The organism is Bacillus sp. 103mf, from assembly GCF_900116295.1.
Lineage (GTDB): Bacteria > Bacillota > Bacilli > Bacillales > Bacillaceae_G > Bacillus_A > Bacillus_A bruguierae.
In genome coordinates this window covers 646489-671227 of record NZ_FPAF01000001.1, presented here as the reverse complement: position 1 = coordinate 671227, position 24739 = coordinate 646489, and the positions used below count along the sequence as shown (strand labels likewise).

Sequence of the window (24739 nt, the reverse complement as noted above, 5' to 3'; positions counted from 1 at the left end):
AATGTCTCCTTTCTAATAAAAAAGTATAAGTGTACTATTAGGTGTAATACACTTAATACAATATATAGTGCATAATGATTTGTCAACTATATTTTTAGAAAATTATGGTATAAAACCCCTTCGTTTGGAAAAAATAGGTGTGATATAGAATGGAGGGTTAGTCATGAAGCGATTAATAGGAATACTTGTGTGTTTCATGTTATTGCTTTCTGCTGTTCCAATCGGTTTTGCACAGTCTGAGAAAAAAGAAGCAGAAACAAAACCGAAACTAGCAGAACAAGCATCGTCAGCAATTGTGATTGAGCAGGATACAGGGAAAGTTTTATTTGAAAAAAGTCCAAATGAAAAGTTGCCACCTGCTAGTATGACAAAAATTATGACCATGTTACTCATTATGGAACAAATTGAAAAAGGAAAATTAAAACTGAAAGATAAAGTGAGAACGAGTGAACATGCAGCTTCTATGGGCGGGTCACAAATTTTCCTTGAGCCTGGTGAAGAAATGACAGTCGATGAAATGTTAAAAGGCATTGCCATTGCATCTGGAAATGATGCATCCGTTGCAGTTGCAGAACATATTGCTGGATCAGAAGAAGGATTTGTAGATAGGATGAATAAAAAAGCAAAAGATTTAGGACTTAAAAATACTCATTTTCAAAATCCAACAGGTCTTCCAGCCGAAAATCATTATTCAACAGCATATGACATGGCAGTTATGGCAAAGGAATTAATGAAATACCCGTTAATCCGTAAATATACAGGGAAATATGAAGATTATTTACGAGAAGATACGGATAAGAAATTTTGGCTTGTAAATACAAACAAGCTTGTTCGTTTCTATCCAGGTGTTGACGGTGTAAAAACAGGTTTTACAACAGAAGCAAAATATTGTTTAACAGCATCTGCAGAACGCAATGGCATGCGTGTCATTTCTGTTATTATGGGATCTCCAACATCAAAGGAACGAAATGCGGAAGTAACGAAGCTTCTTGATTATGCATTTAGTCAATATATGACGAAAAAGATGTATACAAGGGGAGAAAAAATTCAAACGGTAAAAGTAGGAAAAGGAAAAAAAGAAACTGTCGACTTAGTAGCTTCTGACAATGTTTCTCTGTTAATGAAAAAAGGAGAAACAATGAAGAATCTCAAAAAAGAAGTAGTTGCTGAGGAGAAGGTGAAAGCTCCAATTAAAAAAGGAGATGCCTTAGGTACACTTGTTATAAAAAAAGGGAATGAAGTGTTACTCAAACAAACAATTGTTGCAAAAGAAGATGTTGCAGCAGCGAGCTGGTGGGAATTATTTAAACGAAGTTTTGGGATGTTTTCGACATCGAAATAGCGGCAATTTAGTTGCCGCTTTCTCTTTTAGTAATTTTGCTATGATTTCGATAGTGAGAGATGTTTCTATATGAATCCATTTTCATTTTTCGACATATAGATTGCGGCTATGCAGAAGAAAAGGAACCTGCACTTGCTTTCTCCCTTTGTTTTACCTTGTATGTGGCAGGAAAGGGCACTGACCGCTTCTATACATGGCCAGATGCTCTCGCCCACCGAAAAAGAATGGTTTTATCCCGCTATTCTTGGGCAGTAATACTCCCGCCTCAAAATTCGGCGAAAGCATTGTCTAGCTTCAGTGGCTAGAATGTTCGGTGGCTTCGCTTCTTCCTAAGAGGTAAAAAACACCTCTACGTCAGAAGCTCTATCCCCCTCACATTCTGAACGAGCCACTTCCGCTTTTCTTAAGAAGTTAAGTGGGAGATAAACTGCCCGTAAAAGCCCGATTGGTGAGGGCTGATAATCAGTGCGGGATGAAGACCCTCACTGATTAAAGTTTCACTTTATGTCGGTTTTTTAATTTGGATTTATATAGAAGGTTCATTTTATGACGAAATAGTACTTCTTTTGTCAGGTGGAAGGATTCTACATTTATTTTAGAGAAAAACTTCTTATATGTTTTGCGTGTATACGCGAATTTTGAATGTAAGGAGGAAATAGAGTGAGTCTTTCCATCCATTTAGAAGTAAAGCGTGACGTCTTATGTGTTCGTTTAGCGGGCGAACTAGATCATCATACTGCCGAAGAGTTGCGAGCGAAAGTAACTGATATGATTGAGACGCATCATGTTCATCATATTATTTTAAATTTAGAACAACTAGCATTTATGGATAGCTCTGGTCTTGGTGTTATATTAGGTAGATATAAACATGTCAAAAGCTTAGGCGGCGAAATGGTTGTTTGTGCAATTTCTCCTGCTGTAAAGCGCTTATTTGAGATGTCAGGGCTATTTAAAATTATTCGATTAGAAGAAGATGAAGCGCATGCGCTTGCGACATTGGGGGTGGCATAGATGAGAAATGAGATGAACCTTCAATTTTCAGCATTAAGTCAAAATGAATCGTTTGCTCGGGTTACAGTTGCGGCTTTTATTGCGCAGCTTGATCCAACGATGGAAGAGTTAACGGAAGTGAAAACAGTTGTGTCTGAGGCGGTAACGAATGCTATTATTCATGGATATGAAGGACACCCAGATGGCGTTGTGTATATTACGGTTATTTTAGAAGATGGTATGGTAAAGTTAACGATTCGTGATGAAGGGATTGGAATTCTAGATTTAGATGAAGCAAGGCAACCCCTTTTTACAACAAAACCCGAATTAGAGCGTTCCGGAATGGGATTTACCATTATGGAAAATTTTATGGACGAAGTAGAGGTTATTTCTAATAAATCCTTCGGGACAACGATCCATTTGACGAAGCATCTATCAAAAAGTAACGCTCTATGCAATTAAGGAGAATTGCCTATGGACATAGAGGTCAGAAGTGAAAAAGGAAAAGGTCAGTTAAAGGATCATGAGTTAAAAGAATTAATTAAGCGAAGTCAAGATGGTGATCAAGGAGCGAGAGATTTAATTATACAAAATAATATGAGACTTGTTTGGTCGGTTGTACAACGTTTTTTAAATCGCGGTTACGAGCCGGAGGACTTGTTTCAAATTGGCTGTATTGGTTTACTGAAATCTGTCGATAAATTTGATCTATCTTTTGATGTAAAGTTTTCAACATATGCAGTTCCCATGATTATTGGAGAAATTCAACGTTTTTTACGTGATGACGGGACAGTGAAAGTAAGTCGTTCTTTAAAAGAAACTGGAAATAAAATTCGTAAAATGAAAGACGAATTATCAAAAGAGTATGGCCGTGCACCAACAATTACCGAAATAGCAGAGGCGTTAGAGTTAACGCCGGAAGAAGTTGTAATGGCGCAAGAAGCAAGCCGGACACCATCATCTATACATGAAACGGTGTATGAAAATGATGGTGATCCTATTACTGTTTTAGATCAAATAGCGGATCGTTCTGAAACAAAGTGGTTTGATAAGATTGCGTTGAAAGAAGCAATTCGTGAATTAGATGAGCGTGAACGATTGATTGTATATTTGCGGTATTATAAAGATCAAACACAATCGGAAGTAGCGGAGCGTTTAGGAATTTCTCAAGTACAAGTATCACGGCTAGAAAAGAAAATATTAAAGCAAATGAAGGAACGAATAGGCGAATAGTCTATTCGTTTTTTTATTTTAAAAAAGTTGTATTAGAAAATTTTCCAATATCCATACTACAACTACGAGGAATAGTTAAGAGGTGATTGGAGTGGAGCAAACGATATATGTAAAGATGAGGAATCGTCTACAAGTGTCGCCTGCTTATGAGATTAAAATTGGTGATGTTGCACAAGTGGTTGGAGAGTCGCATATTGTAGACGAGATAAAACGACAGGCTGTATACAAAATTACAAAGAAAGATAAAACGCATGTTGTAATTGATGTGATGAAAGTTATTCAGAGTATTAGGCAGTATTCCAGCAGTTTAGAAATTAATTTGCTCGGTTCGGCGCAAACGATTGTTGAAATTGTATATGAAAAAAAAGAAGTAAATCCATTTCTCTTTGGGATGGTATGGTTATTGTTATTTGTGGGAGCGGCTCTTGCGATTATTTATTTTCATGAAGACGTTAGTATGCAGCAAGTGCATCAACGTTTATATTACATGGTTACAGGAGAAAGTAACAGAAAGCCACTTTTATTTCAAATCCCATATTCGTTAGGGCTTGGACTTGGAATGATTCTTTTTTTTAATCACGTTTTTCAAAAGCGCATTAATGAAGAGCCAAGCCCATTAGAAGTTGAAATGTTTCAATATCAGCAATCTCTCGATCAATATGTGATGATGAATGAAAATAAAGAAATGATAAAGAAAATTCGAAATGATTGAATATATTGAGGTTATCTTTATTGGATTTGCTGGTGGAATTGCGGTTGGAGGAGGATACGTTGCATTTTTAACTGTATTGGGTATGATTCCAAGGCTCGCTCAGTTAACGAAAAGTGGTCATCGAGTTCAATATTATGAATGGGCTGTTGTGAGTGGTGCACTAAGCGGTGCGTGGTGCAGTTTACGTGATGTTACATTGCTTGTTTCACCGTATTGGCTTTTGTTACTTGGACTGTTATGCGGCACATTTATCGGAATGCTTGCTGCTGCTTTAACAGAAGTGCTGAATGTACTTCCAATATTAGCAAAACGTGTTGGGGTTGATGGGAAAATTGTTATTCTTCTTATTGCACTTGTTCTTGGTAAGGTAGTAGGATCTTTATTTCATTGGATTTATTTTGTGAAATAGGAGGCATGTTAGTGGCACTGCATAGATTAAAAGACGATTATACGAATAAAGTGAAAGAGTATCATCCAAAACCTAACTATATGATGAACTGCATCAAGGCTTTTGTTGTGGGTGGACTTATTTGCACATTAGGTGAGGTCTTGACAAAGATGTATATACATTATTTCGATTTTACGGAGAAAAATGCAGGGAATCCAACAATTACAACATTAATATTACTATCAGCAATTTTAACCGGGCTTGGTGTATATGATAAACTTGGACAATTTGCAGGAGCAGGCTCAGCAATTCCGGTTACTGGATTTGCAAATTCAATGGTGAGCGCAGCAATGGAACACCGCAGTGAAGGAATTGTTCTTGGGATTGCCACAAATATGTTCAAAATTGCTGGAAGTGTAATTGTATTTGGCGTTGTTGGAGCGTATGTTGTAGGTCTCATTCGGTATACATGGAAGCTCCTCCAATGATGGAAGTTTCAGCTAATGTAAGTAAAGGAGAAGGCAGATGAGATTAACTGGGAAGCAAACGTGGCTATTTCAAAATGATGTATATGTGAATGCAACGGGGACGGCCGTTGGACCGGAAGAGGCAAAGGGACCGCTTGGAGATAGTTTTGATATTACATATGATGATTTACATTGCAAAGAAGAGAGTTGGGAGCTAGCAGAAAGACGGTTAATGCGAGAGTCGATTCAACAAGCATTGCAAAAAGAAAAGATACAAGCATCTGATATTGATTTTTTTTTAGCTGGAGATTTATTAAATCAAACAGTTACGGCAAATTATGTTGCAAGAGAACTTTCAATCCCATTTTTAGGCATGTTTGGAGCGTGTTCCACTTCGATGGAGACGTTAGCTGTTGGCGCAGCATTTATTGATGGGGGATTTGCAAATCGAGTATTAGCAACAGTCAGCAGTCATAATGCTACGGCCGAGCGGCAATTTCGTTATCCAACAGAGTACGGAGGACAAAAGCCAACTACAGCGACATTTACTGTTACAGGAGCTGGTACAGCTTTAATTAGTCGGGAAAGAAGTGCAATTAAAGTAACAGCAGCAACCATTGGAAAAGTGCAAGATTTAGGTATAACAGATCCGTTTGATATGGGATCTGCGATGGCCCCTGCTGCAGCTCATACAATCGGGCAGCATTTTGAGGATTTAAACAGAAGTGCTGCTGATTACGATTTGATTGTGACAGGAGATTTGTCAGCAGTAGGAACGCCGATTGCACGGCAGCTTTTGTTAGATGAAGGCTATGATCTAGGGAATGTCTATAATGATTGCGGTTTAATGATTTATAGAGATGACCAGCAAGTATTTGCAGGAGGAAGTGGCTGTGCTTGTTCCGCAGTTGTAACATATGGACATTTAATGAAAGAAATGAAAAAGGGGAATCTCAGGCGGATTTTTGTCGTCGCAACAGGTGCTTTATTAAGTCCGATTATGATTCAACAAAAAGAATCGATTCCAACAATTGCACACGGTATTGTATTTGAAAGAATAAAAGGGGTGTAATATGTGGAATTTATATATGCGTTTTTAGTTGGAGGGGCGATTTGTGTTATCGGACAACTCCTGTTAGATTTTGCGAAATTAACACCTGCACATGTTATGGCAATTTTCGTAGTAATGGGTGCTATTTTAGATGGTTTTGGCATTTATGATAAACTGATTCAGTTTGCAGGAGCGGGAGCGACTGTTCCGATTTCAAGTTTTGGCCATTCTTTATTGCATGGAGCGATGGAAGCAGCAGAAAAGTATGGTTATCTTGGGATTGGAATGGGAATGTTTAAGTTAACATCTGTTGGAATTTCAGCAGCAATTTTATTTGCATTTTTAGCAGCACTTATTTTTAAACCGAAAGGATAAATAAGATGAGAAGAAGGGTTATTTTGGTGACAGACGGAGATGAATATGCGCAGCGAACAATCGAGTTACTGGCAAAGGAGTTTGGGGGACGATGTATTTCGGCATCGCAAAGTAATCCAACGAAATTAACAGGGAGAAAGATTGTTGAGCTTATCATGCAAACACCACATGACCCTGTTTTTGTTATGTTTGATGATAGTGGATATATTGGGGAAGGATCAGGAGAAAAAGCATTAAAATATGTGGCAACGAACAAACAAATTGATGTGCTTGGCGTGTTAGCGGTTGCTTCGAATACGCATCATTGGGAATGGGCACGTGTTGATGTAAGTGTTGATCGAGAAGGACGATTAACTGAGTATGGTGTTGATAAATTTGGATTGGCGGATGTTGAAATAGGAAGAATTAACGGTGATACCGTTTACTGTTTAGACGAATTGCATGTTCCTATTATTGTTGGAATCGGTGATATTGGGAAAATGTACGGCAATGATGACTGGAAACGCGGGTCGCCAATTACAAAACAAGCAATTCAATTGATTTTAGAAAGGAGTGGGTTTTATGACCAATACAAAAAAGACTAATATACCAATTTCTTCATTTTTAAGTGACAATGAAAATTATTTGAAGCAAACAGTTGGACTTGGTGTTACCTTTGATGTGGGAATTCGTAAATTTCATATTTTAGATAAAGAAATTGGTGTTTTGTTTGTGAATGGTTTATGTGATACAAACTATATCATACACATTCTCGAAGAGGCTATTGATACGAATGAAATACAAAGGTATGGAGAAGGTACAGTAAAGTTGTTAGAAAATCGTCTGATTCATCAGCAAGTAAGTAAAATAAAGACGATGGATGATGTCATATTGCAAGTTTTATCAGGCTTAATCGTTATTTTTGTTGAGGGAGAGACAGAAGCATTTGTAATTGATGTTCGTAGTTATCCAGGAAGAACTCCAACAGAGCCGGATACAGAGAAGGTTGTTAGGGGTGCGCGCGATGGATTTGTTGAAAATATTATTGTAAACACAGCTCTTATTCGGAGACGTATTCGTGATCCGCGTTTGCGGCATGAAATTATCCGGGTGGGAGAGCGGTCACGCACAGATCTTTGTATCGCATATATACAAGATATTGCGAATCCTGATTTAGTGAAAATAATAAAGCAGGAGATAGCAAATATTCAAATCGACGGTGTAACAATGGCGGATAAAACAATTGAGGAGTTTCTTGTGAAACAAGGATATAACCCTTTTCCGCTTATTCGCTATACAGAAAGACCAGATGTCGCAGCGAATCATTTGTTAGAAGGACATGTTTTACTCCTGACAGATACTTCTCCTAGTGCAATTATTACACCAACAACATATTTTCATCATGTACAGCATGCAGAGGAATTTCGGCAAAATCCTGCTGTTGGAACATTTTTACGCTGGATTCGTTTTCTAGGAGTTGTATTTTCTCTGTTCTTATTGCCACTTTGGCTTGTGTTTGTAATGGATCCTGCTGTATTACCAGAAAAGTTAGCGTTTATTGGACCGAATAAAGTGACCAATATACCGATTGCTTTGCAGATTATTTTAGCGGAAGTAGGGCTGGAATTTCTGAGGATGGCATCGATTCATACACCAACACCGCTGTCATCAGCAGCAGGGTTAATTTCGGCTATATTAATTGGTCAAATTGCAATTAATGTCGGTCTATTTGTACCAGAAGTCATTTTATATACTGCCATTTCTATGATTGGATCATATGCAACGCCAAGTTATGAATTAGGATTAGGGAATAAAATCGGGAAATTATTCCTTATTATATGTACAGCTTTATTTCAGGAAATAGGCTTTGTTGTTGGAATGACATTGTTAATTTTATTTTTAGCATCTATTAGAAGTTTACAAACGCCGTATCTTTGGCCGTTTCTTCCATTTGATTGGGAAGCATTGGTGAAAATTTTAATTCGCCCATCTATTTCTAGTTTAAAGGTACGTCCTAGCATCGTCCATCCTCAAAATATAAGGAGGCAAAAATGAGCAGAAGAATAAATTCTGCTCATTTTTGTTATAAATTTATTTGTTTTTAACAAAAACATAACATTTCTTTTGTACACTAGAAGTAAATATGATGTATGGAAGGGGAGATTACATGATTAAGTTATTTGTTAGCGATTTAGATGACACACTCGTTTATAACGTGAATCGGATCCATCGTGACGATGAAAAAGCATTATGCTGGTTAGCAGAGAAAGGTACGAATATTTGTTTTGCTTCTGGTCGTTTTACTCACCGTATTCATGCTGTTGTGAAACAATTCGCTTTCCCTTATTATACAACAGGATTAAATGGTGCCGTTTTATTAACGAAAGAAGGAGAAATGTTAAACGAATCAACTTTTGATGGTGAGGTTGCCCGGGAAATATATAAATATATACATAAAAAAAAGATGGCGGATATTGTATGTGCGAAGGAGCATCGATATACAAAAAAGAAAAATGAACATCATCGTATGTTTGAAGAATATATTCAAGGAGAAATCGCAGAAGTAGAGACATTAGAGGAAGACTTCGGACAAACTATTCATCCGGCAAAATTATTTGTTTATGGAGAAGAAGAGGAAATTACAATGTTAGATCAAGAGCTGCGAAACGAATTTCAAGGCAAGGCGGAAGTCGTGATTTCAGGAAAGCGATATGTGGATATTATGCCCATTGGGATTAGTAAAGGAAGTGCACTGCAGCTTTTAATGGAACATTTACAAGTAGAAGCACATGAAGTAGCATGTATTGGGGATTCTTTTAATGATATTTCCATGTTTTCTGTGACGCCGCATTCCTTTACATTACATCATGCTCATCCATATGTGAAAGAAAAAGCGAGTCATGTTGTTCGTTCTGTAGAAGAAGCCATTATGAAACTACCATTGTTAGCATAAAAAAAGCTCGTCAATAACGAGCTTTTTATTACTTGAATAGCGATTTAATAAAGTCAATAAAGCTAGCGAATACGCCTTTTAACTTTTCTAAAAAGCCTTGACCTTCTTCAGAGCCTAGAAACGCTGAAACGTGTTCTTTTGCTTTATTTAATTGGTTACTAACTTGATTCCAATCAATGTTTAAGTTTTTCATTTTGTCAAAGAGTGCTACTAAATTATCAAGTTGTTCATCAGTTAATGTAATTCCAAGCTGATCTGCAATCTTTTTAATGAGTGAGCGTAAATCTTCTGTTGTTTTTGGTTGTTCTTTTGCAATCTCCTCTTTAACTTTTGCAACAAGTTGTACAGCTTTGTCATTTCCGATTTGGTCACCAAGTTTTGCAGTTTGAACCATTTCTTCATTAGCGACTTTTTTCACTTCTTCTGGAATTTCTTTTTTTGCTGTTGTCTCGTAAGCTTTCATTAAGCCTGTTAAAGCGGCAGTCCCTGATACTTTAAATGGTGCTGTAATGTAAATATTCGCATCTTTTACACCTGCTGTAATTAATGCGTTTGTATACATTGCATCTGTTACCCAATTGATATTATGCGCTTGTACAACAAGACCAGATCCTTTTTTTGTATACGTAATCATAGAAGAAGAAATTGCTTTTGTGCCGATTTGAGCGTTTGGTACAACTCCATCTAAATATTTATGTTCTTCCGCGTTTGATACCGTAATAATTTGTGCATCTTTTGGCGCTTTCATTTCTTGGAGAAGTTGTTGTTTTTGCTGTTCTGTTAAATTTTCTCCTAATGTAACAATAGACTCTCCCTCAATCACGTCTGCATATGAAGCTGCTGGAATCAAAAAGACCATAACAGCTAATAGCAGTGCTAACAATTTCGTTTTCACGAAAAATCGCTCCCTTTCTCTTTCTGAAATTTTCGGGCAACAAAGTAATTATAGTATATTTTTTGTATTTGTCATCCGCCTTTAGATTGATTTTAGAAAGAAATAGCAGGATTGTCGGATTTTATAAAGGTTTTCACAATAATATTTTTGTTTATTACAGCGATTGTGGTAATATAAGGCTGAGATTGTTGAAAGGAGCTTATTATACATGAGAACTTTAGGATACATATTAATGGAAAACGGTGAAAAAATCGAATTAGAATTTTTCACAGAAGAAGCACCAAAAACAGTGGAAAACTTTAGAAAATTAGCTAATGAAGGTTTTTATAATGGAGTTACTTTCCACAGAGTAATTCCTGGTTTTGTAAGCCAAGGTGGCGATCCAACAGGAACAGGAGCAGGTGGTCCTGGTTACTCCATTCCTTGTGAAACTGATGGAAATCCTCACAAACATAAAGTAGGGGCACTTTCTATGGCGCACGCTGGAAGAAATACTGGAGGAAGCCAGTTCTTTATCGTACATGAGCCACAACCGCATTTAGATGGCGTTCATACTGTGTTTGGTCAAGTAACAAATGGCATCGAAACAGTACTAAATATGCGTCAAGGCGATGTTATGAAAGAAGTTAAGGTTTGGGAAGAGTAAAATATTAAGAGGGAGCAAAATGCTCTCTCTTTTTTTATTAAAAAAAGAATTTGTAAGGTAAGCCAAGTAAAAGATACGTATAGAAGACTTTGCATATCATTTGTGTCATTTAAACTTTTTCAACATATAAGTTGCTACTATGCAGAAGTGTGATCTGGACTCGCTTCCTCCCTTTGTTTTAAACCTCGCATGTGGCAGGAAAAGGATCTGACCGATTCTATGCATGGTCAGACGCTCTCGCTTACCTAAAAGAAAGAGGTTTTTTATATCGCTTTTTTATTTATATTAGGTACGAACAATATAATGCTACTAGCATAATATAAACAGAATATCAACATTTGACTTCCACTTTCCCTCTTTGTATGATTATAAAGTTGTTTTTAGGCAAGCCTTCTCAGTAGGTTAGAAATGTTGTAAAATAGACATGATATGAACATGCTGATTAAGGGGATATGGTTTGTAACTTTTGTAAGAAGGGATAAATTCCATGTTAATTCGTTTTAAAAAAAGTTATGAAAAAATTGCAATGGGACTTCTTTCATTTATGCCAATGGAAAAAGACATAAAACGATTACAAGCAACGATGAAGGATTATGAACAAAATGACGATTGGCAGCTATACTTATGGAAGGAAGACGATGCGATTGTTGGGATTATTGGGACGGTAAAGCACGATGCTGGTGTGCTAGAAATTCAACATATTAGTGTGAATCCTTCGCATCGTCAAGCGGGAATTGGAACAAAAATGGTACAAGAATTACAAACAATTCTGCCGAATATTACGGTATGCGGAAACGAACAAACATCTAGTTTTTGTGAGAAGTGTAAAGAAGTTGAACATAATGTGCATTAGTAAAAGCAGAGATAACCTTATCTCTGCTTTCTCTTTTGTAATTGAATATTTCGTTCACTAATCACATCTTCACGATTACGGCGAGAATGTTTATGAATAATATCCTCGCTTGGAGTAGAAGAAGTCTCTTTCCACGGCAATCTTTTCGTTTTGCATAATTGTATACATATGTTTTCTAAATTCGAATCAGCAAAAGGAAGAAATAATGTTGTATAAGAATCATGATTTTGAATGATGTGCAGTCGTTCCTCAAGAAGCAATAGTAGTTTCAAATAGTCTAAACCTAATGCTTCTATATGTTGTTTTTCATTCTGTAAAATGAATAGGGCACTCTTCATCATTCGCTCAGCACCGTTCCAATTAGAGCGTCTATGGTGGTATAAAGCGACAGCAATTTGAATGAGTCCAACCCAATGCTGTTCTCGCTCTCCGCGTGGCTTTGTTTTCCAATGTTCTTCTAAAACTTCGTGACATTCAAAGTAGTCGTAATCACTATGAAAATGAATTAAAAACTGTATGTATGCTTCATGATACATGCTTTTCACTCCAATTCTAAGCAGTGTTGTATATAGTGTAGCATAAAGTGAAACTTCCATCAGTGGGGATCTTACTGCCCACGAATAGCAGGATAAATATAAAACGACTAGAGAGTACTCTAGTCGCTTTATGTCAGTTAGCAAAAACAAGCTGCGCCGACAATAATTAATAAAATAAATAACACAACTAGTAAAGCGAATCCGCCGTGGAAACCTCCAGAAACATGACCCATAGTTTGTAACCTCCTACAATGTACTCATTACACTGTCATCATATGAATGGGATGGGCATTGTGGCCTAGGTATACGTCTATTTTTAATTAATTTTTTGAAAAAGGTTGGATAGTCCATAAGTATACACTATACTTATGGTGTTACAGAAAAAATGTGGTGGGATGATTTGTGCAATATAATTTTAAAGTTGAGGCATTTGAAGGCCCTTTAGATTTACTATTACATTTAATTAATCGTTATGAAATTGATATATATAACATTCCTGTAGCGGAAATTACAGAACAATATTTATCATATATCCATGCGATGAAAGAATTACAGCTTGATGTTGCAAGTGAATATTTAGTTATGGCAGCGACGCTATTGCAAATTAAAAGTAAAATGTTGCTTCCAAAGTATGAAGAAGATGTACAGGATAGCAGTGAAGAATTCATGGAAGATCCTCGGCAAGAATTAATGGAACGTCTAATTGAGTATAAGAAATATAAGCAAGTTGCTACTCAATTAAAAGAAAAAGAACAAGAACGAGCGCAGTTATATACACGGCCTCCTCTTGATTTTATGATGTTTCAAAAAGAGGAGGCTGAAAAGCTGCCGATTGATGTGACGTTATATGATATGTTAGCAGCGTTCCAAAAGCTCATGCGTCGAAAGAAAATACAGCGGCCGGTAACAGCTACAGTTACTAGGCAGGAAATCCCAATCGAACAACGAATGGTCGATGTTTTAAAACAATTGGAACTTGCAGGAGGTCGTCAAAGTTTTTACGATTTATTTGTAGATGATGACCGAGATGTAATTGTTGTTACATTTTTAGCAATTTTGGAACTTATGAAACATCAGAAAATTGTTATTGAGCAAGAGCATAATTTTGATGAAATCTTTTTAATGAAACAATAGCTGTAATGTTCGACCGACCGTAAATTGTTGCTCGGTCTTTATGACGTATATGGATACAAAGAATGTGAGAAAGGAGCTTTTAGCGTTGGAAAGACAAGAACAAAAGGCAGTTATAGAGGGGCTGCTGTTTGTAGCAGGAGATGAAGGGATTTATCCAGAACAAATTGCAAAAGTATTAGAGGTAGAAGTGAAAGATGCAATAAAGCTTGTAGAAGAGCTGCAGGAAGAATATGATCAATTGCAACGCGGCTTGCAGATTGTTCAATTTGCAAAAGTGTATCGTTTTGCAACGAAAAAAGAGCACGCACCGTATTATCAAAAATTGATGGATGCGCCAACAACTGCATCTTTATCACAAGCAGCGTTAGAAACATTAGCGATTATCGCCTATCGCCAGCCAATTACAAGAACCGAAATCGAAGAGATTCGCGGTGTAAAAACAGATCGCGCTCTTCAAACGCTTGTATCCCATTTATTAATTAAAGAAGTAGGACGTGTAGAAGGGCCGGGACGCCCTATTTTATACGGCACAACAAAAGAGTTTTTAGATACATTTGCATTGCAAACATTAGATGAATTACCTGCTCTGTCAGAAGAAGGCGAAGGAATGAATGAAGCGGATTTATTCTTTGGTTCTTTACAAGAAATTTCGAAGTGAAAGCTTGGCATTTTGCCAAGCTTTTTTGTATATGAAATCAAAGCTGCGTCATACTAAATAGAAAAAGGAGAAGGTGTATGAAAGATGTGCGTATCGCTCTTTTTCTATTTTCAGCAGTATTATGTATAACTTTAAATAGTGCAACTCCTATACGTCAGTATGCTTCTATACATATGGTTTCCTCCTTTTCAAGTCAGCGTACGCATTTAGGTAAGATGACTGTAAATTTTTTAAGAGTTGGGCAAGGTGACGCAACAATTATTTCCTTACCAAACGGGAAAACAATTTTAATTGATGGTGGTCCGTATGAGGCTGGGGAGCCTATTATAGATAAATTAATTAAAAAGGGAATTAAACGCTTAGATGTTGTTATCGGTACACATCCTGATATGGACCATATAGGAGGGTTAATTCCAATTATTGAACAAATGCCGGTTTCACTTGTATTAGATAGTGGGAAATTATATAGTTCATTTACATATCATTCGTATATAAGAAGTATTAAAAAAAGAGGAGTTCCATTTTTACGTGTAAAGGAAGGGCAATATATTCCCTTAGATCCTCATATTTCAGTTCAAGTATTAAATGATGGAAAAACAAAACGAGAAAATAATGAGTCATCTATTGTATTGAAAATTCGTTATGGTAAGGCTGATTTTTTATTCATGGGGGATGCTGATACACATACGGAGGAAGAAATTGTGAAGAAGTACGATGTGCATGCAGATGTGTTAAAAGTTGGCCATCACGGTTCATATACATCAACGAGCGAACAGTTTATAACGGCTGTTGCACCGCAGTTTGCTATTATTTCGTATGATAAAAAAAATCCGTATGGCCATCCGCATCGAAGTGTGGTGAAACGATTATATCGGCACGGGGTGATTGTACATACTACCGTGAAAAATGATGTTGAAATTGAAACAGATGGTGAGTGTATTACTTTTCAGCATCAGTTACCTTTGCCGTTGTTAAAATAGTGTATGTATCATTCATTTCAGCAGCGTATGTAAGAAATCAAAGCTGCTGAAATGATAAGTATAGTTAAATTCGTTTATATACAGTAGCGTTCCAGAGTGTTTCTTGATATTTGTTTAATAAAATATTTAAGTCATACATAATATGATGTATTTCTACAAGTGTAGTCGCGTTTTTGTTTCGTATATGAGGAAATATTTTGAAAGTCCTTTTGAATAAAATGAAAGTTCTATATTATAATGAGAGAAGAAAAACAAAATTACTTTTTTCTTATATCAAAAACCCACCCGTAATGTATAGACAACTACCTGTATATATATTATGATGGGGATAGGTAATAAGAGAATTAGGAATTATATGGGAAAGGATCGATGGAAATGAAAACGCAAGTCGTCATCAATGCCAAAATTTATACAGGTCATGAAGTGTTAGAAAGCGGTTTTATTCGTTACACGGATCAAATTCAAGAACTTGGATTGATGGCTCAATATGTACCACAAGAAAATGAAACGGTTCATGATATAAAAGGGAATATTATGATTCCAGGTATGATTGATGTTCATATTCACGGTGGATACGATATTGATGCAATGGATGCAAATAGCGACGGATTAGTAACTCTCGGTAAACAGATGTTACAAGAAGGAGTTACAACGTTCTTTCCAACAACAATGACGCAGTCTTCTGAAGCGATTGAAGCGGCTTTGGGTGCTGCGAAGGAAGCGAAGGAAAAAGGTGCGCATTTCGAATATATTCATTTAGAAGGTCCGTACGTTTCAAAAAAACGTGCAGGTGCACAGCCGCTTGAATATATTGTCCCTGCAAATATTAAGCAATTTAAGCAATGGCAAGCAGCAAGCGGAAATTTAATTAAACTCGTAACATATGCTCCAGAAGAAGAAGGTGCGCGTGAGTTTGAAGAATATCTCGTAGAAACGGGTGTCATCGGTACAATTGGACATACAGATGCAACGAATGAGCAATTAATAGGGAGAAATATTATACATGCAACGCACCTTTATAATCAAATGCGTGGTTTGCATCACCGTGAGCCAGGTGTAGTTGGTCATGTGTTATTAAATCCAGATGTAATGGTCGAAGTAATTACAGATGGTATCCATATTCATCCGGATATGGTGAAATTGGCATATAAATTAAAAGGCGCTAAAAAAGTGAGTGTTATTACGGATGCGATGCGTGCAAAAGGCTTAGCAGATGGATTATATGAACTTGGCGGACAACCGGTTATTGTAAAAGATGGTAGTGCACGATTAGAAGATGGCACATTAGCAGGAAGTATTTTGAAAATGGATGAAGCATTTCGTAACGTGATAGCGTTTACTGGATGCTCGATCGAAGAAGCTGTTCTTATGACATCAGTTAACCAAGCTGAGGAATTTGGATTAGTAAACAAGGGCGTTTTAGAAACAGGAAAAGCTGCGGACTTTGTTATTATGTCTGAAGATTTATATGTACAAGATACAGTTCGATTAGGGATTCATATGAAAGAAGGGAGATAAATGAATATCGTTGTTGTAAAAACTCCAGAAGAATTAGCAGAAGCGGGCTATAAATTAATTGAACACCTTGTAAAATCAAAAGAAAATTCAGTATTAGGAATGGCTACAGGCAGCTCTCCATTAGGGGTTTATGCATTAATGAGAAAAAATAAACTTGATACAAGCCGTGTAACCACTGTAAACTTAGATGAGTACGTAAATTTACCACCCGAAGACAAAAACAGCTATCATTATTTTATGCAAGAACAGTTGTTTAACCATCTTCCGTTTAAAGAAACGTATGTACCAAATGGAATGGCAGGCGATTTACAAGAAGAATGTAAGCGTTATGAAAGTATTATTGATGCCAATCCAGTTGATTTACAAATTCTTGGAATCGGTGAAAACGGTCACATCGGATTTAATGAGCCGGGAACACCATTTGATTCTGTAACTAGCATTGTGAAGTTAACAGAATCTACCCGTCAAGCAAACCGTCGTTTCTTCGAAAAAGAAGAAGATGTGCCAACGCATGCTATTACAATGGGGATCGGTAGCATTATGAAGGCAAAGCAAATTTTACTTGTCGCTTCTGGAGTGAAAAAAGCAGAAGCGATTAAGGAAATGCTACAAGGGAAAGTAAGCGAGGGGTGTCCGGCTACAGTTTTACAACATCATCCAAATGTAACCATAATCGCAGATCAAGAAGCTCTATCTTTATGCAGTGAGGCGATTGCTGATGAATATCGACAAGTATTCACCATTTCCGATCTATTATCAGATTCAGGAGTGGGTGAAGCAACTAATTGAAGACGGTGAATGGAAGCCGGGAGATAAAATTCCATCTGAAAATGAATTATGTGATAAGTTTGAAGTAAGTCGAATGACAATCAGACAGGCCATTAATAACTTAGTTGAACAAGGGTATTTACATCGAAAACGTGGAATTGGTACTTTTGTGCAACTTCCAAAGGTTGAACAAAAGTTGCAAGGCATGACAGGATTTACAGAGGATATGCTCTCTCGTGGAATGCAACCAAGTAGCGTGCTATTAAGCTTTCACCTTGTTCCAGCTACTGCTAAAATAGCAGAGAAGCTTAGAATTCAAGAGGGAGAATCGGTTTACGAGGTAAGGCGTATTCGCTTAGCTGATGAAGAACCAATTGCGTTTGAGACAACATATTTGTCACCATCTCTTGTAAAAGATATTAATGAAGAAATTTTGCAACAATCATTGTATGAGCACTTAGAAAAAAAACTAGGCTTTAAGCTAATTCGTGCTACGCAATCTATTGAAGCGGCTATTGCAACGGACGAAGAGGCAGAGCACCTTCATATTCCGAATAAAGCACCAGTGCTTGTAATGAGACAATGGTCATATGCAGAAGGCGAGTTGCCGCTGGAATATGTAAAATGTATTTACAGAGGCGATCGTTATAAGTTTATTACGAATATTTCACGCAATAAGTAAAACGCGAAGTTTTATGTTGTGAAATAAAGTGATACTTCCATTAGCGAGGGGATCCCCGCTGATGGCTAGTTGAGTGAATCGGGCTTTTACGGACAGTTATCTTCTATCTACCTTCTTAAGATGAGGGCTTTATTGTCCGTTAATGCAGGAAAAAAATATGACTCATCCTTATAAGGAGTGAGTCATATTTTTTTGTTCTTGATTATAACGAAGAACATATTCGATTGCATTTTTAACAGAGGGAACAATATGTGATGCATGCTGCTTTACTTCATCGTCTGCACCCGCCATCGCAAAGCTATGAGGTGTTAAAGCAAACATAGGGATATCATTATAAGAATCACCGATACAAGCTATTTCATTAGGCCCAATATTAAATTCCTTTAATAAAACAGAAATAGCTGAACCTTTACTAATGTTAGGAGGCATAACATCTAAACATTGTTCGGCAGAAATAAAAGTACTTACCTTTCCTTTAAAATTTTCGTCAATTTGCTTTTGAAGAACAATTAACTCTTCTTTTGTACCACCAACTGAAATTTTATTTGGGAAAATTGTTGTATCAATTTTCTCGAGCAAGTTTGGTTCTTCAACGGAAGTCATTTTCACCTGCTTCTCGAGTTCATGAATAAATGGTGTTTTTTCTTCAATGTAATAATTATATTCATCACTTACATAACGAAAGAATGGTTCTTTATTTGTTATAGACAACAGCTCTGGTAAAATAGTAGAATCGAATGTTGCAGATAATAGTTGTTTATTTTCGTGTGTATATACAAATACACCGTTCACACTAATGCGATGAAATTTCATGTCAACTTTGTTCATTAAATCAGCAATTTCATTATCAAGCCTTCCAGATGCGAAACAAAGAATTATATTTTGATCAGCAAGGCTACACAGTGCATCTATATCTTGGTTAGCGATTACACCTCCGTGTTGCATCATTGTGCCATCGATATCGCTTATAAACATTTTAATCATGATATGGCTCCTTTCTACTAGACGTATGCCTTTACATTATACGCATCTCGTACATTCATGTCTAAAAAACGACATTTCTAAAATGGCAGATGTTTGACATTGACGAAAAATAAGATTGTTCTGTAACATGAAAGTAGACGTTTTATGCGCAAGGATGGTGTTGTATGGATAATTGTCTCGAAATTAAAAAAGTTTTAAATAATAATGTCATTATTGCTGCCCATCCAGAACACGAAGAAGTGGTCGTCATAGGAAAAGGGATTGGGTTTGGGAAAAAAACAAGAGAAATGTTACAAGTAGAACAGATTGAAAAAATGTTTGTATTAACAAATGAACGCGAGCGTGAACAATACAAACTTCTTGTTCCGCATGTGAGCGAGAAATTGATTGAATTAATGAACGATCTCATGTTTTATATTCAAGATCGAGTAGAAACACCGTTAAATGAGCATATTCATATTGCTTTAACCGATCATATTGCTTTTGCTATAAAGAGATTAAAGCAAGGGTTTACAGTGGATAATCCATTTTTAGTGGAAACAAAAGTGTTGTATCCAAATGAATATAAAATTGCAGAAGAAGTTGTAGAATTAATCAATTCCCGCTTAAATATTCATCTTCCAGAAGGAGAGATCGGGTTTATTGCACTGCATATTTATAGCTCTGTTACAAACTCTGAATTATCTTCTGTTAATCAAAATTCTAAATTAATTGCTCACCTTGTTTCTTTAATTGAAACAAATTTACAACTCGTGTTAGACAAAGAGAGCATTCATTATTTACGTCTCGTTCGTCACCTGCAATATGCAATTGAGCGGGTGAAAAATGGTGAGAAAGTGGAAGAATCACAAAACTTTGCGGATCTTTTAAAAGCTGAATTTCCAGAGTGCTATAATTTAGCATGGAAACTTGTAAAAGTTATGCAAAAACAATTACAACTGCCTGTGTATGAAGCAGAAACGATTTATTTAACGATGCACTTACAGCGTTTAATGAAGGTTGAACAAGTTTAAATTTTGTCGGAAATGTAAACGTTAAAAAAAGTTATTGAATCGCTTACAATTGTTATGTATAATCAATTATACAAAGTTCTACTAAATTCGACAAATGAATAACAGTACACAAAGAAAACGTTTGCTTAAATTTGTGAACTTATTATGTATACCTATTTTTGACACGTGTTACTGATTCGATCAGGCATGAGTGGAGAAAAGTTAGGAATGTAAGCTAAAGAAAGGGACATACTACCCCTTGTATAGCTATCGTTCTATCTTTTTTTCCTCATGCCTTTTGGCGTTTGTCGAAAGTATCAATTATATAAGAGAGGAAGGATATTTATGTTTAAGAAGATCTTTGGTGTTCTTCAAAAAGTCGGTAAAGCGCTTATGTTACCAGTTGCAATCTTACCGGCTGCAGGGATTTTACTTGGATTTGGTAATGCATTCCAAAATCCGCAATTAACAAATCATATCCCTGCGTTAAAAGCAGATTGGTTTGTTCTAGTTGCAAAAATTATGGAACAATCTGGTGACATTATTTTCGGAAACCTTGCACTATTATTCGCAGTAGGGGTTGCCATTGGGTTAGCAAATGGAGACGGAGTAGCTGGGTTAGCGGCATTCGTTGGATATTTGATTATGAACAAAACGATGAGTGTGTTCTTAGGAGTAGACAAGTTAGTTCAAGTAACAAGCAAAGCTGGAGATCCAATTAAAACTGGTTTTGCAGATCCATCTTATGCAAATGTATTAGGCATTCCAACACTGCAAACAGGAGTGTTTGGTGGTATTCTGGTAGGGATATTAGCAGCATATTGTTATAATAAGTACTTTAATATTGAATTACCATCATACTTAGGATTCTTTGCTGGTAAACGTTTCGTGCCAATTGCAACAGCAACATTCTCTTTAATTTTAGGGATTGTAATGTGCTTTATTTGGCCGACAATTCAAGGCGGTTTGAATTCATTCTCGCATCACATGATTGATACAAATAAAACATTAGCAGCATTTATATTCGGTTTAATTGAGCGTTCTTTAATTCCATTTGGGTTACATCACATTTTCTATGCACCATTCTGGTTTGAGTTTGGTCAGTATACAAATGCTGCAGGTGAAATCATTCACGGTGACCAAAAGATTTTCATGGCACAATTAAAAGATGGTGTGGAGTTAACAGCTGGTACATTTACAACTGGTAAATTCCCATTCATGATGTTCGGTCTTCCGGCAGCAGCGTTAGCGATGTACCATGAAGCACGTCCAGAAAATAAAAAAATAGCAGCTGGTATTTTAGCTTCTGCTGCGTTAACATCTTTCTTAACTGGTATTACAGAACCGATTGAGTTCTCATTCTTATTCGTAGCACCTGTACTATTTGGAATCCATGCAGTATTTGCTGGTTTATCATTTATGACTATGCAAATTTTAAACGTTAAAATCGGGATGACATTCTCTGGTGGTTTAATTGACTTTATTTTATTCGGTGTATTACCAAACCGTACAGCATGGTGGTGGGTAATTATTGTTGGTCTTGTACTAGCAGTGATTTACTACTTCGGATTCCGCTTTGCAATTCGCAAATGGGATTTAAAAACACCAGGTCGTGATGTAGTAGCTGATACTGATGGAGCAGGAGCAGTAGAAGCAGGCGAGCTTCCAGGTGAGATTTTAGTAGCACTTGGTGGAAAAGAAAACATCGCTTCTTTAGATGCTTGTATTACACGTTTACGTGTTCAAGTAAAAGAACAAAAGGATGTAAACAAAGATCGTTTAAAAGAGCTTGGAGCAGCAGGTGTTCTTGAAGTTGGTAACAACATTCAAGCTATCTTCGGTCCAAAATCTGATACATTAAAATCACAAATTCAAGATATTATGGCAGGCCGTGCAGTGCATATTGAAAAAGAAGCACCTGCAAAAGTAGAAGCACCTGTTCAAAAAGATACAAATGAAGTAATTGCGATTCCAATTGAAGGTAAAATTTTACCAATCACTGAAGTTCCAGATCAAGTATTTTCTGGAAAAATGATGGGTGATGGTTTTGCAATCGAACCGACAGAAGGAACAGTCGTATCTCCTGTAAATGGTGAAATTGTGAACGTATTCCCAACAAAACATGCAATCGGTATTCAATCAGAAGGCGGAAAAGAAATTTTAATTCACTTCGGTATTGATACAGTAAAATTAAATGGTGAAGGTTTTGAAGCACTAGTTTCTCAAGGAGATAAAGTAACACAAGGCCAACCGTTATTAAAAGTAGATATAGCGTTTGTAAAAGAAAATGCACCTTCTATTATTACGCCAATTGTTTTCACAAATTTACAAGAAGGACAACAAGTTGAAATCAAAAAGCAAGATAATGTTAAAAAAGGTGAAACAAACGTTATTAACATTCACTAATATTTAGACACAAAATTTTGATAATATAAAAGGCGATGTAGTTGACCGCTCATCGCCTATTATATACAATATAGATGGTGTGATACTCACATCTATACAACTTAAAATATATTGTAGTTTAAAGGAGATAGATTATTATGGAAAAAATCTTTAAAGTAACTAGTGACTCAGGAATTCATGCTCGTCCAGCAACTTTACTTGTAAACACTGCAAGCAAATTTGGTGCGGATATTAACTTAGAGTATAATGGCAAAACTGTAAACTTAAAATCAATCATGGGTGTTATGTCTTTAGGTATTCAACAAGGCGCAGAAATCAAAATTACTGCAAACGGTGATGATGCAGCTCAAGCAGTAGCAGCTATTGAAGAAACTATGAAAAATGAAGGATTAGGAGAATAATGACTCTTAACATTAAAGGGATTGCCGCATCAAGCGGTATTGCCATTGCAAAGGCATTCCGTCTCGAAAATCCTGAATTTAACATTGAAAAGAAAACGATTTCGGATGAAGCTGCAGAAATCGCACGCTTAGAAGCTGCGCTTGAGAAATCAAAATCTGAATTAGAAGCAATTAAAAATCATGCTTTTGCTGAGCTTGGTGCTGATAAAGCTGCTATTTTTGAAGCTCATTTACTAGTATTAAATGATCCAGAACTAGTAAACCCAGTGAAAGATAAAGTAAAAAATGAAAAAGTAAATGCTGAATTCGCGATGGATGAAGTTGCATCAATGTTCATTACTATGTTTGAGAGCATGGACAATGAATATATGAAAGAACGTGCAGCAGATATTCGCGATGTGACAAAACGTGTTATTGCACATCTACTTGGCATTAACTTCTCAAACCCTAGTACAATTTCTGAAGAAGTAATCATCATTGCAGAAGATTTAACACCATCTGATACAGCTCAGTTAAACCGTGAATATGCAAAAGGTTTTACAACTGATATTGGTGGACGTACATCTCACTCTGCAATTATGGCTCGCTCTATGGAAATACCGGCTGTTGTTGGTACAAAGGTTGTTATGGAGAAAATCCAAAACGGCGATATCGTAATTATCGATGGTTTAGACGGAGAAGTAATTGTAAACCCATCTGAAGAAACTCTTCGTGCTTATGAAGAAAAGAAAGCGCAATTTGAAGAGCAAAAAGCAGAATGGGCAAAATTAAAGAATGAAGCGACAGTTACAGCGGATGATCATCACGTTGAGCTTGTAGCAAACATCGGTACACCGAAAGATGTAAAAGGTGTGATCGACAACGGTGGTGAAGGTGTTGGTTTATATCGTACAGAATTCTTGTACATGGGCCGTGATAACCTTCCAACAGAAGAAGAACAATTTGAAGCATACAAAGCTGTTCTTGAAGGTATAGGAGAAGGTCAGCCAGTTGTTGTTCGTACACTTGACATTGGTGGCGATAAAGAGCTTCCATACTTACATTTACCAAAAGAAATGAACCCGTTCTTAGGCTACCGCGCAATTCGCTTATGCTTAGAAGAACAGGATATTTTCCGTACACAACTTCGTGCTTTACTTCGCGCAAGTGTATACGGTAATTTAAAAATTATGTTCCCGATGATTGCAACTCTTGATGAATTCCGTCAAGCAAAAGTAATTTTATTAGAGGAGAAAGAGAAACTTGTTCAAGCTGGTATAGCTGTTTCAGACGCTATTGAAGTAGGTATGATGGTTGAAATTCCTGCTTCTGCGGTATTAGCTGATCAATTTGCAAAAGAAGTAGATTTCTTCTCTATCGGAACGAACGACTTAATTCAATACACAATGGCAGCGGATCGCATGAATGAACGCGTATCTTACCTATATCAACCATATAATCCAGCGATTTTACGTCTTGTAAAAATGGTTATTGATGCAGCTCATAAAGAAGGAAAATGGGCTGGTATGTGCGGCGAGATGGCAGGAGATGCCCTAGCAATTCCGTTGTTAGTTGGATTAGGCTTAGATGAGTTTAGTATGAGTGCAACATCTATTCTTCCAGCGAGAACACAAATTCGCAAGCTTTCAAAAGTACAAATGGAAGAATTAGCACAAAAAGCTTTAAACATGTCAACTGCTGAAGAAGTAGTAGAACTTGTAAAAAGTATTTAATGAAAAAACCTGGGACTGATTTGAAATCGGTCCCAGTTTTTTTCATACAATTCATTTTTTATCCCGCTACTTTAGGGCAGTAAG

Annotated in this window: 28 protein-coding genes; 24 read left to right on the top strand and 4 right to left on the bottom strand. The window is 36.6% G+C overall.

Annotation, left to right across the window (positions count from 1 at the left end):
* The first annotated feature begins 163 nt into the window (after positions 1 to 163).
* The 12 genes from BM350_RS03325 to BM350_RS03270 all read left to right on the top strand — a co-directional run bounded on the left by BM350_RS03325 (position 164) and on the right by BM350_RS03270 (position 9490).
* The gene (locus tag BM350_RS03325; protein WP_090914101.1) at positions 164 to 1342 is read left to right on the top strand and encodes a D-alanyl-D-alanine carboxypeptidase family protein; all 1179 of its coding nucleotides are present in this window, start codon (positions 164 to 166) and stop codon (positions 1340 to 1342) included.
* Between the two features lie 660 nt (positions 1343 to 2002).
* On the top strand, positions 2003 to 2353 hold the full coding sequence (gene spoIIAA / locus BM350_RS03320; protein WP_090914103.1) for an anti-sigma F factor antagonist: 351 nt from the start codon (positions 2003 to 2005) through the stop codon (positions 2351 to 2353).
* Positions 2354 to 2794 (top strand): anti-sigma F factor, encoded by a 441-nt coding sequence (spoIIAB, locus tag BM350_RS03315; RefSeq protein ID WP_090914105.1) that lies wholly within the window; start codon positions 2354 to 2356, stop codon positions 2792 to 2794.
* 12 nt (positions 2795 to 2806) lie between these two features.
* Complete coding sequence (gene sigF / locus BM350_RS03310) at positions 2807 to 3565, top strand: RNA polymerase sporulation sigma factor SigF (RefSeq protein ID WP_090914107.1); 759 nt, start codon at positions 2807 to 2809, stop codon at positions 3563 to 3565.
* Between the two features lie 91 nt (positions 3566 to 3656).
* On the top strand, positions 3657 to 4277 hold the full coding sequence (locus BM350_RS03305) for a stage V sporulation protein AA (protein ID WP_090914109.1): 621 nt from the start codon (positions 3657 to 3659) through the stop codon (positions 4275 to 4277).
* Positions 4270 to 4686, top strand: coding sequence for a stage V sporulation protein AB (locus BM350_RS03300; protein ID WP_090914111.1), 417 nt, complete (start codon positions 4270 to 4272; stop codon positions 4684 to 4686). Before BM350_RS03305 ends, BM350_RS03300 begins: the two co-directional genes overlap by 8 nt.
* 11 nt (positions 4687 to 4697) lie before the next feature.
* Positions 4698 to 5153, top strand: a complete 456-nt coding sequence (gene spoVAC, locus BM350_RS03295) for a stage V sporulation protein AC (protein WP_090914112.1) — start codon at positions 4698 to 4700, stop codon at positions 5151 to 5153.
* Between the two features lie 37 nt (positions 5154 to 5190).
* Positions 5191 to 6204, top strand: a complete 1014-nt coding sequence (gene spoVAD, locus BM350_RS03290) for a stage V sporulation protein AD (RefSeq protein WP_090914114.1) — start codon at positions 5191 to 5193, stop codon at positions 6202 to 6204.
* Between the two features lie 3 nt (positions 6205 to 6207).
* The gene (gene spoVAE, locus BM350_RS03285) at positions 6208 to 6558 is read left to right on the top strand and encodes a stage V sporulation protein AE (protein ID WP_090914116.1); all 351 of its coding nucleotides are present in this window, start codon (positions 6208 to 6210) and stop codon (positions 6556 to 6558) included.
* A gap of 5 nt (positions 6559 to 6563) precedes the next feature.
* Positions 6564 to 7142, top strand: coding sequence for a stage V sporulation protein SpoVABEA (locus BM350_RS03280; RefSeq protein WP_090914118.1), 579 nt, complete (start codon positions 6564 to 6566; stop codon positions 7140 to 7142).
* Positions 7120 to 8592, top strand: a complete 1473-nt coding sequence (locus BM350_RS03275) for a spore germination protein (RefSeq protein WP_090914120.1) — start codon at positions 7120 to 7122, stop codon at positions 8590 to 8592. The genes BM350_RS03280 and BM350_RS03275 overlap by 23 nt, the downstream gene beginning before the upstream one ends.
* Positions 8593 to 8704: 112 nt before the next feature.
* A complete protein-coding gene (locus tag BM350_RS03270) occupies positions 8705 to 9490 on the top strand; it encodes a Cof-type HAD-IIB family hydrolase (RefSeq protein WP_090914122.1) in 786 nt (261 codons plus the stop codon).
* 28 nt (positions 9491 to 9518) lie between these two features.
* Here BM350_RS03270 and BM350_RS03265 read toward each other — a convergent pair whose 3' ends face one another.
* Positions 9519 to 10385 (bottom strand): DUF1002 domain-containing protein, encoded by an 867-nt coding sequence (locus BM350_RS03265; RefSeq protein ID WP_090914124.1) that lies wholly within the window; start codon positions 10383 to 10385, stop codon positions 9519 to 9521.
* A 208-nt stretch (positions 10386 to 10593) separates the two neighbouring features.
* Here BM350_RS03265 and BM350_RS03260 point away from each other — a divergent pair, with 208 nt between their 5' ends.
* Both BM350_RS03260 and BM350_RS03255 read left to right on the top strand, forming a co-directional pair.
* Positions 10594 to 11031, top strand: coding sequence for a peptidylprolyl isomerase (locus BM350_RS03260; protein WP_090914126.1), 438 nt, complete (start codon positions 10594 to 10596; stop codon positions 11029 to 11031).
* Positions 11032 to 11518: 487 nt separating this feature from the next.
* Entirely contained in the window at positions 11519 to 11884 is a 366-nt protein-coding gene (locus BM350_RS03255; protein ID WP_090914128.1) for a GNAT family N-acetyltransferase, read from the top strand.
* Positions 11885 to 11901: 17 nt separating this feature from the next.
* Here the strand turns inward: BM350_RS03255 and BM350_RS03250 are convergent, their stop codons facing one another.
* Together BM350_RS03250 and BM350_RS03245 are read right to left on the bottom strand one after the other, a co-directional pair.
* Positions 11902 to 12420, bottom strand: a complete 519-nt coding sequence (locus BM350_RS03250) for a DUF309 domain-containing protein (protein ID WP_090914130.1) — start codon at positions 12418 to 12420, stop codon at positions 11902 to 11904.
* Positions 12421 to 12557: 137 nt separating this feature from the next.
* Positions 12558 to 12653, bottom strand: coding sequence for a YjcZ family sporulation protein (locus BM350_RS03245; protein ID WP_081904749.1), 96 nt, complete (start codon positions 12651 to 12653; stop codon positions 12558 to 12560).
* A 169-nt stretch (positions 12654 to 12822) separates the two neighbouring features.
* Here BM350_RS03245 and BM350_RS03240 point away from each other — a divergent pair, with 169 nt between their 5' ends.
* The 6 genes from BM350_RS03240 to phnF all read left to right on the top strand — a co-directional run bounded on the left by BM350_RS03240 (position 12823) and on the right by phnF (position 18160).
* On the top strand, positions 12823 to 13554 hold the full coding sequence (locus tag BM350_RS03240) for a segregation/condensation protein A (protein WP_090914132.1): 732 nt from the start codon (positions 12823 to 12825) through the stop codon (positions 13552 to 13554).
* 85 nt (positions 13555 to 13639) lie between these two features.
* A complete protein-coding gene (gene scpB / locus BM350_RS03235) occupies positions 13640 to 14212 on the top strand; it encodes an SMC-Scp complex subunit ScpB (protein ID WP_090914133.1) in 573 nt (190 codons plus the stop codon).
* Between the two features lie 77 nt (positions 14213 to 14289).
* Complete coding sequence (locus tag BM350_RS03230) at positions 14290 to 15192, top strand: ComEC/Rec2 family competence protein (protein ID WP_090914135.1); 903 nt, start codon at positions 14290 to 14292, stop codon at positions 15190 to 15192.
* Between the two features lie 375 nt (positions 15193 to 15567).
* The gene (gene nagA, locus BM350_RS03225; protein ID WP_090914469.1) at positions 15568 to 16710 is read left to right on the top strand and encodes an N-acetylglucosamine-6-phosphate deacetylase; all 1143 of its coding nucleotides are present in this window, start codon (positions 15568 to 15570) and stop codon (positions 16708 to 16710) included.
* Positions 16711 to 17499 (top strand): glucosamine-6-phosphate deaminase, encoded by a 789-nt coding sequence (locus BM350_RS03220; RefSeq protein ID WP_090914136.1) that lies wholly within the window; start codon positions 16711 to 16713, stop codon positions 17497 to 17499.
* Complete coding sequence (phnF, locus tag BM350_RS03215) at positions 17429 to 18160, top strand: phosphonate metabolism transcriptional regulator PhnF (protein ID WP_090914137.1); 732 nt, start codon at positions 17429 to 17431, stop codon at positions 18158 to 18160. Before BM350_RS03220 ends, phnF begins: the two co-directional genes overlap by 71 nt.
* 168 nt (positions 18161 to 18328) lie before the next feature.
* On the opposite strand, the gene BM350_RS03210 is transcribed toward phnF, so the two are convergent.
* Entirely contained in the window at positions 18329 to 19144 is an 816-nt protein-coding gene (locus tag BM350_RS03210) for an HAD family hydrolase (RefSeq protein ID WP_090914139.1), read from the bottom strand.
* A gap of 164 nt (positions 19145 to 19308) precedes the next feature.
* Here BM350_RS03210 and glcT point away from each other — a divergent pair, with 164 nt between their 5' ends.
* The 4 genes from glcT to ptsP all read left to right on the top strand — a co-directional run bounded on the left by glcT (position 19309) and on the right by ptsP (position 24655).
* On the top strand, positions 19309 to 20157 hold the full coding sequence (gene glcT / locus BM350_RS03205; RefSeq protein WP_090914141.1) for a glucose PTS transporter transcription antiterminator GlcT: 849 nt from the start codon (positions 19309 to 19311) through the stop codon (positions 20155 to 20157).
* 324 nt (positions 20158 to 20481) lie between these two features.
* A complete protein-coding gene (gene ptsG / locus BM350_RS03200) occupies positions 20482 to 22542 on the top strand; it encodes a glucose-specific PTS transporter subunit IIBC (protein ID WP_090914143.1) in 2061 nt (686 codons plus the stop codon).
* A 137-nt stretch (positions 22543 to 22679) separates the two neighbouring features.
* A complete protein-coding gene (gene ptsH, locus BM350_RS03195) occupies positions 22680 to 22943 on the top strand; it encodes a phosphocarrier protein HPr (protein ID WP_020059386.1) in 264 nt (87 codons plus the stop codon).
* Entirely contained in the window at positions 22943 to 24655 is a 1713-nt protein-coding gene (ptsP, locus tag BM350_RS03190) for a phosphoenolpyruvate--protein phosphotransferase (RefSeq protein WP_090914145.1), read from the top strand. The genes ptsH and ptsP overlap by 1 nt, the downstream gene beginning before the upstream one ends.
* The last annotated feature ends 84 nt before the right edge of the window (positions 24656 to 24739 follow it).